Annotated in this window: 10 protein-coding genes and 1 riboswitch; of the genes, 8 read left to right on the forward strand and 2 right to left on the reverse strand. The window is 69.2% G+C overall.

Annotated elements, in window-relative coordinates; genetic code table 11:
* Window positions 1-361: 361 nt before the first annotated feature.
* The 8 genes from ACQKIP_RS25820 to ACQKIP_RS25855 all read left to right on the forward strand — a co-directional run bounded on the left by ACQKIP_RS25820 (window position 362) and on the right by ACQKIP_RS25855 (window position 9,372).
* Entirely contained in the window at window positions 362-1,366 is a 1,005-nt protein-coding gene (locus ACQKIP_RS25820; RefSeq protein WP_365863830.1) for a transglycosylase family protein, read from the forward strand.
* A 181-nt stretch (window positions 1,367-1,547) separates the two neighbouring features.
* Window positions 1,548-1,743, forward strand: a riboswitch (cyclic di-AMP (ydaO/yuaA leader).
* Window positions 1,744-1,746: 3 nt separating this feature from the next.
* Complete coding sequence (locus ACQKIP_RS25825) at window positions 1,747-2,454, forward strand: transglycosylase family protein (RefSeq protein ID WP_365863828.1); 708 nt, start codon at window positions 1,747-1,749, stop codon at window positions 2,452-2,454.
* A gap of 227 nt (window positions 2,455-2,681) precedes the next feature.
* Complete coding sequence (gene eno, locus ACQKIP_RS25830; RefSeq protein WP_365863826.1) at window positions 2,682-3,962, forward strand: phosphopyruvate hydratase; 1,281 nt, start codon at window positions 2,682-2,684, stop codon at window positions 3,960-3,962.
* A gap of 105 nt (window positions 3,963-4,067) precedes the next feature.
* Window positions 4,068-4,547 carry an FtsB family cell division protein gene (locus ACQKIP_RS25835; RefSeq protein ID WP_365863824.1) on the forward strand — a complete coding sequence of 160 codons (480 nt, stop codon included), beginning with the start codon at window positions 4,068-4,070 and terminating at the stop codon, window positions 4,545-4,547.
* Window positions 4,548-4,612: 65 nt separating this feature from the next.
* Entirely contained in the window at window positions 4,613-5,149 is a 537-nt protein-coding gene (locus tag ACQKIP_RS25840) for a DUF501 domain-containing protein (protein ID WP_365863822.1), read from the forward strand.
* On the forward strand, window positions 5,146-6,072 hold the full coding sequence (locus ACQKIP_RS25845; RefSeq protein ID WP_365863821.1) for a Ppx/GppA phosphatase family protein: 927 nt from the start codon (window positions 5,146-5,148) through the stop codon (window positions 6,070-6,072). The genes ACQKIP_RS25840 and ACQKIP_RS25845 overlap by 4 nt, the downstream gene beginning before the upstream one ends.
* 398 nt (window positions 6,073-6,470) lie before the next feature.
* A complete protein-coding gene (locus ACQKIP_RS25850) occupies window positions 6,471-7,874 on the forward strand; it encodes an NAD(P)/FAD-dependent oxidoreductase (RefSeq protein WP_365863819.1) in 1,404 nt (467 codons plus the stop codon).
* 202 nt (window positions 7,875-8,076) lie between these two features.
* Entirely contained in the window at window positions 8,077-9,372 is a 1,296-nt protein-coding gene (locus ACQKIP_RS25855) for a cyclopropane-fatty-acyl-phospholipid synthase family protein (protein ID WP_365863818.1), read from the forward strand.
* Window positions 9,373-9,446: 74 nt separating this feature from the next.
* On the opposite strand, the gene ACQKIP_RS25860 is transcribed toward ACQKIP_RS25855, so the two are convergent.
* Window positions 9,447-11,981, reverse strand: a complete 2,535-nt coding sequence (locus ACQKIP_RS25860; RefSeq protein ID WP_365863816.1) for an ABC transporter permease — start codon at window positions 11,979-11,981, stop codon at window positions 9,447-9,449.
* Window positions 11,982-12,105: 124 nt separating this feature from the next.
* A partial coding sequence (locus tag ACQKIP_RS25865) for an ABC transporter ATP-binding protein (protein WP_427744211.1) occupies window positions 12,106-12,626 on the reverse strand: 521 nt, incomplete at its 5' end.

Raw genomic sequence — 12,626 nt, forward strand, 5'->3', positions numbered from 1 at the left:
GTCGGGCGCCGACGAGCGAGGCTCACAGGCGTACAGGCGGCCGACACTTCCGCAGCTCACGGTGACGGGGCGGCTCCGTGCCGGGCTGCTCGCACAGGTCTGTGGCGAAGAGCCTCGATAGAGATGGCGTGGCGGGCTCATCATGCGCGGACTGCGCACCCTGCCCGTGGAGTTCGCACCAGCACAGCGGAGCAAATATCAGACGCCCGGAACACCGTCCAGCTGACATGCCGTCAAGACTGTGACTTTCACGTGATCTCCGCTGCATCGACTTGTGACAAGCGTTCGACTGCCGCTACGTTCACGACGACTCGGCCCCCCGTGCCGCAGTCGTCGCTCCAGTCACGCGAAAGGCAACCGCATGCTCTCCGGCAATGGTCGTCACCGACGCCCCCGCCAGGCCCCGGCCCTGATCGTCGCGGCAGGAGTCGCCGGATCGGCGATCGCCATCCCGCTGCTCGGCGCCACCAGCGCGAGCGCGGCGGACACCGCCACGTGGGACAAGCTTGCGGAGTGCGAGAGCGGCGGGTCCTGGAGCGCGGACGAGGGCAACGGGTACTACGGCGGACTCCAGCTCTCGCAGGAGGTCTGGGAGAACTACGGCGGCCTCGACTTCGCCCCGAGCGCCGACCAGGCCAGCCGCTCGCAGCAGATATCCGTCGCCGAGACGGTCCTTGACGACCTGGGCCCCAAGGCCTGGCCGAGCTGCGCCCCGATCGCCGGCCTCACGCAGGGCGGCGCCGCCGCCGAGGTCGACCCGGGCGCGCCGATCACGACGGTGCCTTCCGACGAGTCGACGGAGTCGTCGGATTCGTCGGAGTCGACCAAGCCCGGCGGGTCCGGGGAGTCGGACGAGCCGAGCACGTCGCCGAGCGAGTCGGCCGACTCCTCGGAAAGCGCCGAGCCTTCGGACAAGTCGTCGGACAAGGACTCCGGTGAATCCGGCTCCGGCTCCGACTCCCGCGCCGACGACGAGGCGCGAGACAAGAATCACGACGAGCCGGGCGAGTCGGGCAAGTCGGATGACTCGGCCAAGTCCGGCCGTGACGATGCCACTTCGCCCGCCGCCACCCCCTCGGCCGGTGACGGCGAAGGCCGCCACCGCGGCGGCAGCGCGGACGACGAGGCCGCGGAGGACTCCTCCCGCGAGGGTTCGGGCCGGCACGCCTCCCGTGGCGACGAGCGCCAGCAGGACGGCTCCGACGGGACGTACACGGTCCGCTCCGGAGACAGCCTCTCGGTCATCGCCGACGACCTCGACGTGCGGGGCGGGTGGACCGAGCTGTACGCCGAGAACGAGGAGTCTGTCGGCTCCGACCCCGACCTCATCCTTCCCGGTCAGAGCCTCGATTTGGGCGAAAAGTAGGGGTAGTTGGCGAGTCGCTTTGCGCCTGATGTCCAGATTGGCGCAAGTGAGACATGGGTCTCAAAGGCCCTGATCGTCTTTGGAATTCGGCCGGGAGCATGCCTACGGTCGTGACCGCTCGCCACAGCGGGCCCCGCCGGTCGGTACGCCGAGTCCTGCCAACGGCCGTTCGGGAACAGTCGTCGCGCAAGCGCCGTAGGCAGGAGCGGGGGACCCAAGGTTTCCGCCCGGACCGGCCGTTGAACGGCCTCGTGAGAGCGAGGCGGGGAGACGGACGGAAACGGCTAGGGGTTAAGCCGCGCTCACAGAAGCGCGGCCGGGCAACTTCATCGGCCCGAACCCGACAGCTCACCTCGCAGGCGTCGGTGAGGGGATCACTCATGCTGTTTTCCAGCAAGGGCAAGCACCGCCGCCCGTCCAAGGCCACCCGTGTCGCCACGCTCGCCGGCGTCACCGGTGTCGCGGTCGCAGCCCCGCTGATGGCGGCCGGCCAGGCATCCGCCGCGACGAACTCCGAGTGGGACGCCGTCGCGCAGTGCGAGTCCGGCGGCAACTGGTCGATCAACACCGGTAACGGCTACACCGGCGGCCTGCAGTTCTCGTCGTCCACCTGGGCGGCGTACGGCGGCACGAAGTACGCGCCCAGCGCGGACAAGGCCTCCAAGGCCCAGCAGATAGAGATCGGCGAGAAGGTTCTCGCGGGTCAGGGCAAGGGTGCCTGGCCGAGCTGCGGCGTCGGCCTCTCGGGCGCCTCCAACGAGGGTGGCGGTGCGCAGGAGAGCGCCCCGCAGCAGACCCAGGAGCAGCCCAAGAGCCAGCCCACGCCGCAGACCGAGCAGCCGCAGCAGAAGGCCGCTCCCAAGGCCGAGGCGCCCAAGACCGAGTCCAAGAAGACCGTCGAGACCCCGACCGGCAAGAAGGTCAAGAAGGGCGACGGCGAGTACAAGGTCGAGAAGGGTGACACCCTCTCCAAGATCGCCGAGGCGAAGAACGTCAAGGGCGGCTGGCACAAGGTGTACAAGCTCAACGGCGACATCATCGACAACGCCGACATGATCTACCCCGGTCAGCAGCTCCACCTCAGCTAAGCGGTAGCTGCTGCCCGCCCCCGTCCCCACGGGTCCACCCCGCCCCCGGTGCGCGTATCCCCCGTACGCACCGGGGGCGGGGTATGTTTGTTCCGTTCGTAAACATTTTGCTCTCGGTTTGTCCACAGGACGGTCGGTCGGCTGGCTGTTGTCCGGGAGCCGGTTAGGCTCGTGTCCGCGGGGCCGACGCCCCGCGTACTCGCGTCACATCCCAGAAGGAGATGCTCGTGCCGTCCATCGACGTCGTCGTAGCCCGGGAAATCCTGGACTCCCGAGGCAACCCCACGGTCGAGGTCGAGGTCGGCCTCGACGACGGCAGCACGGGTCGTGCCGCCGTTCCGTCCGGTGCGTCCACCGGTGCTTTCGAGGCCATCGAACTCCGTGACGGTGACCCCAACCGTTACCAGGGCAAGGGCGTCGAGAAGGCCGTCCTCGCCGTCATCGAGCAGATCGGCCCGGAGCTCGTCGGGTACGACGCCACCGAGCAGCGCCTGATCGACCAGGCGATGTTCGACCTCGACGCCACCGACAACAAGGGCTCGCTCGGCGCCAACGCCATCCTCGGCGTCTCGCTCGCCGTCGCGCACGCCGCGTCGGAGGCCTCCGACCTGCCGCTCTTCCGCTACCTCGGCGGCCCGAACGCGCACCTGCTGCCCGTTCCGATGATGAACATCCTGAACGGCGGGTCGCACGCCGACTCGAACGTCGACATCCAGGAGTTCATGATCGCGCCGATCGGCGCCGAGTCGTTCTCCGAGGCCCTGCGCTGGGGCACCGAGGTCTACCACACGCTGAAGAAGGTCCTGAAGGACAAGGGCCTGTCCACCGGCCTGGGCGACGAGGGCGGCTTCGCGCCGAACCTCGACTCCAACCGCGCCGCGCTCGACCTCATCCTCGAGGCCATCAAGCAGGCCGGTTACGTCCCCGGCGAGCAGATCGCGCTCGCGCTCGACGTCGCCGCGTCCGAGTTCTACAAGGACGGCTCGTACGAGTTCGAGGGCAAGTCCCGCTCGGCCGCCGAGATGACCGAGTACTACGAGGAGCTCGTCTCCTCGTACCCGCTCGTCTCCATCGAGGACCCGCTGTTCGAGGACGACTGGGCCGGCTGGAACGTCATCACCGAGAAGCTGGGCGACAAGGTCCAGCTCGTCGGCGACGACCTCTTCGTCACCAACCCCGAGCGCCTGGCCCGTGGCATCGAGGAGAAGTCCGCGAACGCCCTCCTGGTGAAGGTCAACCAGATCGGCTCGCTGACCGAGACCCTCGACGCCGTCGAGATGGCCCAGCGCAGCGGCTTCAAGTGCATGATGTCGCACCGCTCCGGCGAGACCGAGGACGTCACCATCGCCGACCTCGCCGTCGCCACCAACTGCGGCCAGATCAAGACCGGCGCCCCGGCCCGCTCCGAGCGCGTCGCCAAGTACAACCAGCTCCTGCGCATCGAGGAGATCCTGGATGACGCCGCGGTCTACGCCGGTCGTTCGGCGTTCCCCCGCTTCAAGGGCTGAGCTTCTGAGCCCGGGCCCCGGCGCCGCTGAGTAGTTACGTACGTCCCCGTACTCGGTCCCGTACCGTGTGCGGGGACGTTCGTACGTATCGGGGAGGCGGCACACATGGCCGTGAAGGACCGCGACCGGTTCTCCACCGCGACCAGGCTGCGGCTGCTCGGCGAGCAGACCGCGGAGCGTGTCTACCGCTCCCAGACGAAGCGACAGGCGCGCCGTTCCCGGCTCACGGGACGCGCCGCGCTCCTCGCGCTCGTGCTCTGCTCGCTGGTCGTCGCGCTCGCCTATCCGATAAGGCAGTACGTCTCCCAGCGCGCGGAGATCGCCGAGCAGCGCAAGGAGCAGGCCGAGCGCCGCGAGAACGTCGAGAAGCTGCGGGACGAGAAGGCCCGCTGGCGGGACGACGCGTACGCGGAGCAGCGCATCAGGGACCGGCTGCACTATGTGATGCCGGGCGAGACCGGCTATACGGTGATCGATCCCGCGGCGGCGAAGAAGCAGCGCTCCGACCAGGGGGCGGCCGCCAGGCCCTGGTACTCCAACGTCTGGGACGGCGTCGACAAGGCCGACCGCCCGGACGAGGACTGACCTTCTCTCACCCATACCTCTCGCAGAGAACCCACCTCTCGTAGAGAACCGATCGAAAGACAGGCATGGAAACGCCCCCGCCGACCACCCCGCGCACCGAGCCCACCGACGCCGACGTCGAGGCCTTCAAGCAGCAGCTCGGCCGTCCGCCGCGCGGCCTGCGGGCCATCGCCCACCGCTGCCCGTGCGGGCAGCCGGACGTCGTCGAGACGGCGCCGCGCCTGCCGGACGGGACGCCGTTCCCGACGACGTACTACCTGACGTGCCCGCGGGCCGCCTCCGCGATCGGCACCCTTGAGGCCAACGGCGTCATGAAGGAGATGTCGGAGCGGCTGAAGACGGACCCCGACCTTGCCGCCGCGTACCGCAAGGCGCACGAGGACTACATCGCCCGCCGTGACGCCATCGAGGTCCTCGAGGGCTTCCCCAGCGCGGGCGGCATGCCGGATCGCGTGAAGTGCCTGCACGTCCTGGTCGGCCACTCCCTGGCCGCGGGCCCCGGCGTGAACCCCCTGGGCGACGAGGCGATCGCGATGCTTCCCCAGTGGTGGGCCAAGGGGCCGTGCGTCACGCCGTGCGCCGACGAGGAGCCCGCCAAGTGACCCGCGTGGCCGCCATCGACTGCGGCACGAACTCCATCCGCCTCCTGGTGGCGGACGCCGACCCCGCGACCGGCGAACTGGTCGACCTGGACCGCAGGATGACCGTCGTCCGCCTCGGCCAGGGCGTGGACCAGACGGGGCGCCTGGCCCCCGAGGCCCTGGAGCGGACCTTCGCCGCCTGCCGCGAGTACGCGGAAGTGATCAAGAGCCACGGCGCGGAGCGCGTCCGCTTCGTGGCGACCTCCGCGTCCCGCGACGCGGAGAACCGCGACGACTTCGTACGCGGGGTCCTGGACATCCTGGGCGTCGAGCCGGAGGTCATCAGCGGTGACCAGGAGGCCGAGTTCTCCTTCACGGGCGCGACGAAGGAGCTGACGGGCAGCGACCATCTGGCCAAGCCCTACCTCGTCGTGGACATCGGCGGCGGCTCCACGGAGTTCGTGGTCGGCGACGACGGGGTCCGCGCCGCCCGCTCGGTCGACGTCGGCTGTGTGCGCCTGACCGAGCGGCACATCCGCACCGACCCGCCCGCGCCCGCCGAACTGGACGCCGTCCGGGCGGACATCAGGGCCGCCCTGGACCTCGCCGAGCAGACCGTGCCGATCGGCGAGGCCCGCACCCTGGTCGGGCTCGCGGGCTCGGTGACCACGGTGGCCGCGATCGCCCTCGGCCTCGACACATACGACTGGGCGGCGATCCACCACTCCCGCGTCTCGTACGAGCAGGTCGGCGAGATCGTCGACCGGCTGAGCCGGGCCACGCACGACGAGCGCGCGGCGATCCCCGTCATGCACCCCGGCCGCGTGGACGTCATCGTGTCGGGCGCGCTCGTCCTCCTGTCGATCATGGAACGGACCGGGGCCAGGGAGGTCGTCGTGAGCGAGCACGACATCCTCGACGGCATCGGCTGGTCGATCGCCTGAGCGCGTGATGTAGCGTCTGAGCGGCTGCCGGAGGGGCCGAAAGGCTCCCTGGCGACTTCCTGTCGGGAAACTTCGTGAAGTTCTTCACAAGGAAATCGGCTCGGTTGGACGAGATTCAGGGGCTCCGGGCCCCTGAATGTGACCCCTGAGGGCCTCGCGACCCATGACAGTGAAGGTTCGGGAGTGTGTCCGGAGCGTGGACCGGGCGAGTGGTCCACCGGGCCCCGGAGGCCAGAGCGGCAGCTCACAAGGGGTGCACAACGTCTCGGGTTGTGTCGTGGTTCCCCCGGGGCGCTATGGCCTGTGTCACGTGGGCGGCGAAGTGTAGCAGAGGGCCTGCCCATGCTTGTGAAGGGGCGCACGAGCGACCCCCCTCGGGCAGGTGGATACTCGATGGCATGAGCACCACGGAGCGTCCCAGGATCCTCGTTGTAGGCGGTGGGTACGTAGGCCTGTACGCAGCTCGGCGCATCCTCAAGAAGATGCGCTACGGAGAGGCGACCGTCACGGTCGTCGACCCCCGGTCGTACATGACCTACCAGCCCTTCCTCCCCGAAGCCGCCGCAGGCAGCATTTCGCCTCGGCACGTCGTCGTCCCGCTGCGACGCGTGCTGCCCAAGGCCGAAGTGCTGACCGGCCGGGTCACCACCATCGATCAGGACCGCAAGGTCGCCACGATCGCCCCCCTCGTGGGCGAGGCGTACGAGCTGCCTTTCGACTACCTGGTCATCGCGATGGGCGCGGTCTCCCGCACCTTCCCGATCCCCGGCCTCGCCGAGCAGGGCATCGGCATGAAGGGAATCGAGGAGGCCATCGGCCTGCGCAACCACGTCCTCGAGCAGCTGGACAAGGCTGACTCCACGACGGACGAGGACGTCCGCCGCAAGGCGCTGACCTTCGTCTTCGTCGGCGGTGGCTTCGCGGGTGCGGAGACCATCGGCGAGGTCGAGGACATGGCCCGCGACGCGGCCAAGTACTACAACAACGTGAAGCGCGAGGACATGCGCTTCGTGCTCGTCGACGTCGCGGACAAGATCCTTCCCGAGGTCGGCCCGAAGCTCGGCCAGTACGGCAAGGAGCACCTCGAGGGCCGCGGTGTCGAGGTCTACCTCAAGACCGGCATGGACTCCTGCGTGGACGGCCACGTGGTGCTGAACAACGGCCTGGAGGTCGACTCCAGCACCATCGTGTGGACCGCCGGCGTCAAGCCGAACCCGGCGCTCGCCCGCTTCGGTCTGCCCCTTGGCCCCCGCGGCCACGTGGACACCCAGACGACCCTCCAGGTCCAGGGCACCGACTACATCTGGGCCGCGGGCGACAACGCCCAGGTGCCGGACATGGTCGGCCGCAAGGCGGGCAACGAGAACGCCTGGTGCCCGCCGAACGCCCAGCACGCGCTGCGTCAGGCCAAGGTCCTCGGCGACAACGTCATCTCCGGCATGCGGGGCTTCCCGCAGAAGGAGTACAGCCACGCCAACAAGGGTGCGGTCGCCGGTCTCGGCCTGCACAAGGGCGTCGCGATGATCGTCATGGGCAAGATGAAGATCAAGCTCAAGGGCCGTCTGGCCTGGTACATGCACCGCGCGTACCACGGCATGGCGATGCCGACGTTCAACCGCAAGATCCGGGTCTTCGCGGACTGGACGCTCGCGGTCTTCCTCAAGCGCGAGGTCGTCTCGCTCGGCGCCATGGAGACTCCCCGCGAGGAGTTCTACGAGGCCGCCAAGCCCGCGCCGAAGCCCGCCGCGGCCAAGGCCGAGCCGGTCGCCGCCGGGTCCGAGGAGAAGGCCAAGGCCTCCTGACCTCCGGTCACTGATCAGCCCCGAAGGGGCCGCCCGCCATCCGTGGTGCGGGCGGCCCCTTCGGGTTTTTCCGGACTGCATACATGGTGGCTACATGTATTTTGCCGATCCGTGACGCGACAACGGGACTGCGCAAGCGTGCGGTTGGTGTTTACGTGGTGTCGAACCTATCCGGGATTTATCCGTCACGGAGGTGTGCACCATGCCCGATGCCGCACTGCGGCTGAAGCACCTTGCCGAACAGATGCTGGGAGCCCCGCTCCCCGTACGCATTCGTGCCTGGGACGGCTCCGAAGCGGGACCACCGGGTGGCCCCACCCTCGTCATACGCAATCGCCGTGCCCTGCGCCGCGTGATGTGGAAGCCGGGCGAACTGGGTCTCGCCCGCGCCTGGGTCGCCGGTGACCTGGACGTCGACGGCGATCTGTACGCGGTCCTCGACCGGCTCGCGGAGTTCATCTGGGAGCGGGACGAGGGCGCCAAGGGGCTCAGGGAATCCCTGCGCGACCCGCAGTTCCGCGCCGCCGCCCGCTCCCTGATCGGCCTCGCCGCGCCCTTCCTGCCGCCGCCCCCGCCGCAGGAGGAGATGCGCAGGCCGCGGAAGCTGCACCTGCACACCAAGGGCAGCGACCGGCAGGCCATCAGCCACCACTACGACGTGGGCAACGACTTCTACGAGCTGGTGCTCGGCCCCTCGATGGTCTACTCGTGCGCCTACTGGGAGTCCGAGCAGTCCACCCTGGAGGACGCCCAGCGCGACAAGCTGGAGCTCATCGCCCGCAAGCTCGCCCTCAGGCCCGGCATGCGGCTGCTCGACGTCGGCTGCGGCTGGGGCTCCATGGCCATCCACGCGGCGCGCGAGCACGGCGTCACCGTCGTCGGCGTCACGCTCTCCCAGGAGCAGGCCGCGTACGCCAGGAAGCGCATCGCCGAGGAGGGGCTGACCGACCGGGTCGAGATCCGCGTCCAGGACTACCGCGACGTGCGCGACGGCCCGTACGACGCCATCTCCTCCATCGGCATGGCCGAACACGTCGGCGCCGAGCAGTACTTGGAGTACGCACACGACCTGCACGCCCTTCTCAAGCCCGGCGGCAGGCTCCTCAACCACCAGATCGCCCGGCGGCCGCAGGCCGACGAGTCGGCGTACGCGGTGGACGACTTCATCGACGCCTATGTCTTCCCGGGCGGCGAGCTGGCCCCCGTCGGGTCCACCGTCGGCATCCTGGAGCGCGCCGGGTTCGAGGTGCGCGACGTGGAGGCGATCCGCGAGCACTACGCCCTCACGCTGCGCAGCTGGGTCGCCAACCTGGAGGCCCGCTGGAAGGAGGGCCAGCGGCTCACCTCGCCGGGCCGCGCCCGTATCTGGCGGCTCTACATGGCGGCGTCCGCGCTGGCCTTCGAGCGCAACCGCATCGGCGTCAACCAGGTCCTCGCGGTGAAGACCCCGGAGGCCGGCGCCTCCGGAATGCCGCTGCGGGCCCGCGCCTGGCAGTAGCGGCGGCCCGTACGTGAAGGGGCCCCGGACGGTGAAGGTCCGGGGCCCCGCTCATGTGCACCTGCCGTCAGGCGCTACTCGGCCTTGATCGCCATCAGCGGGTTCAGCTTGGCCGCGCTGCGGGCCGGCCACATCGCCGCGAGGACACCGACCAGGGCCGCGATCCCGAGGAAGACCGCGATGCGGCCCGCCGGGATCTCCATGGTGTACGTCGCCACCGAGTCGGCGACGCTGTTGCCCACGGCCCAGCCCATGAAGAGGCCGAGACCGATGCCGAGCACCGCGCCGAACAGGGAGATCAGGACCGCCTCCAGGCGCACCATCTGCTTGACCTTCGCGCGGTCGAGGCCGATGGCCCGCATCATGCCGATCTCGTGCTTACGCTCGAAGACCGACATGGCCAGGGTGTTGATGACGCCGAGCACCGCGATCAGGATGGCCATCGCGAGGAGCCCGTAGAGCATGTTCAGGACCATGTTGATGGCCCCGCCGACCTCATTGCTGATCGCGTCCTTGTCCTGGATCTTCAGCGCCGGGTTGTCGCCGAGGGCCTTGACGATGGTGTCCTCGGCCTCGTCGGACATGCCGCCCTTCATCTTCACCAGGACCTGTTCGTCGGTGATCTTGGAGAGGTGCGGGTTCACCACGGCGAGCGGCGTGAACAGGCCGTTGATCATCTCGTTCTGCTGGTAGACACCGGCGATCTTCAGCCGGGCCGTCTTGTCGTCGTCGAACTTCACCGGGACGGTGTCGCCCGCCTTGAGACCCTTCTTGTCCGCGGTCTCCTTGTCGATCAGCGTGGAGTTGCCCTTGAGGCCGGCGAGCGAGCCGCTGGTGAAGTCGAGGTTCGCGACCTCGCCGAAGGCCTTCTCGTCGACGCCGGACACCTGGGAGTACGAGCCGTCCACCTCGCCGTAGGCCGTACGCAGCGGGCTGCTGGCCTCGACGTCCGGGAGCTTGGCCAGCTTCTGGGCGACCTCGGGGGCCAGCGGCTGGTAGTTCGCCATGGAGACGGTGTAGTCGGCCTTCAGGGAGCCCGCGGCCATCTTGTCGATCGCGCTGCTCATGGAGGTCGCGATCACCGTCATCGCGGTGATGAGGGTCAGGCCGATCATCAGGGCCGACGCGGTGGAGGCCGTGCGGCGCGGGTTGCGCACCGCGTTGAGGCGGGACAGCTTGCCCGTGACGCCGAAGGGCTTCAGGAGCGGGGCCGAGGCGGCGATGAACGGGCGCGACAGGAGCGGCGTGAGGACGATGACGCCGACCAGGATCACGGCGGCGCCGGCGGCCATCACGTAGTTGTCGTCCATGAAGAGCAGCATCGTGCCGACGGCGACGATGATCGAGCCGATGGTGTTGCGGACGACGAGACCACGCGTGGTCGGCGTCGCGTGGACGCTGTTCATCGCGGCGACCGGCGGGATCTTCGCGGCGCGGCGGCCCGGCAGCCAGGCGGCCAGCATGGTCACGAGCACGCCGATCACCAGGGCGACGACGATCGTGGTCGGGGCGATGACGATCGGCCCGTCGGGCAGCGAGGCGCCGCCCGCGTTCATCAGGGACTCCAGGCCCATGGCCACGCCGATGCCGAGCGCGAAGCCGGTCACCGCGGCCACCAGGCCGACCAGGAACGCCTCGATGAGCACGGAGCGCGTCACCTGGTGGCGCGAGGCGCCGACGGCGCGCATCAGGGCCAGTTCCTTGGTGCGCTGGGCGACCAGCATGGTGAAGGTGTTGGCGATGATGAAGATGCCGACGAACAGCGCGATACCGGCGAAGATCAGCAGGACCTGGCTCATCGAGCTGGTCTGCTGCTCGATCATCTTGTCCTGGTCGTCGGAGAGCTGACCGCCGGTGACGGCTTCCGTGTCCTTCGGCAGGATCTTCTCGACCGAGCTCTTCAGCGCCGTCTCGGAGGTGCCCGCGGCGGCCTTCACGTCGATCTCGTCGTACTCGCTCTTGCCGAGGACCGTGCGCGCGGTGTCGTTGTCGAAGACCACCAGGCTGCCGCCCGCGAGGACGCTGCCGTCCTCGGTGTCGAAGATGCCGCTGATCTTCGCCTGCTTCACCGGTCCGTCGGTGGAGTAGCGCAGGGAGTCGCCGACCTTGTAGCCGGTGCGCTCGGCGGTCTTGGAGTCCAGGGCGATGTCACCGGCGGACTTGGGGGCCGCGCCCTCGGTGAAGTCGTACCGGGGGTCCTTGCCGTCCTTGCCGGGGTAGTAGTTGGCGCCGCTGGTGCCCCACTCCCCGCCGACGAGCTTGCCGTCCTTGTCGGCGACCGCGGTGAAGCCCGTGACCCCGCCGATGGCCGATTCGGCGCCGGGCAGGTTCCGGGCCTTCTTCAGGAGGGCGTCGGTCAGGCGCGGCGGCTTCTTGGCGTCCTCCTCGTCGGTGCTGGGCCCGTAGAAGGAGGAGGAGCCGCCTTCGGGCTGTACGGCGACGGAGACGTGGTCGAAGCTCTTCGCCGACTTGTTCTTGTAGGCGTTGCCGAAGGTGTCGGTGAAGACCAGGGTGCCGGAGACGAAGGCGACGCCGAGCATGACGGCGAGCACGGTCATCAGCAGCCTGGCCTTGTGCGCGAGCACGTTGCGCAGGGCGGTACGGAACATGGGAGTTCAAGTCCTGTGGAGGGAGGAGTGGGACGAGGAGGGCCCCGTAAGGGGCGCGGGGAACTGCGCGATCAGCCACGACGTACCCGCAGGTGGGGCAGAACGCAGCTCCCGCGGGGAGGGGCTAGCTCGTACGCCCCTTGGCGTCGAAGTCCTTCATCCGGTCAAGGACCCCCTCGGCCGTCGGCCCATGCATCTCGTCGACGATCCGCCCGTCGGCCAGGAAGATCACGCGGTCCGCGTACGCCGCGGCCACCGGGTCGTGCGTGACCATGACGACGGTCTGCCCCAGCTCCCGTACGGAGTTGCGCAGGAAGCCCAGGACCTCGGCGCCCGAGCGCGAGTCCAGGTTGCCGGTCGGCTCGTCGCCGAAGATGATGTCGGGCTGCGAGGCGAGCGCGCGGGCCACGGCGACGCGCTGCTGCTGGCCGCCGGAGAGCTCGGTGGGCCGGTGGGAGAGCCGCCCGGCCAGGCCGACCATGGAGATGACCTGCTCCAGCCACTGCTTGTCCGGCTTGCGGCCCGCGATGTCCATCGGCAGCGTGATGTTCTCCAGGGCCGTCAGGGTCGGCAGCAGGTTGAAGGCCTGGAAGATGAAGCCGATCTTGTCCCGGCGGAGCTTGGTGAGCTGCTTGTCCTTGAGGG

The sequence above is a fragment of the Streptomyces sp. NPDC059900 genome (genome assembly GCF_050270335.1).
In the GTDB taxonomy this organism is placed as follows: Bacteria; Actinomycetota; Actinomycetes; order Streptomycetales; family Streptomycetaceae; genus Streptomyces.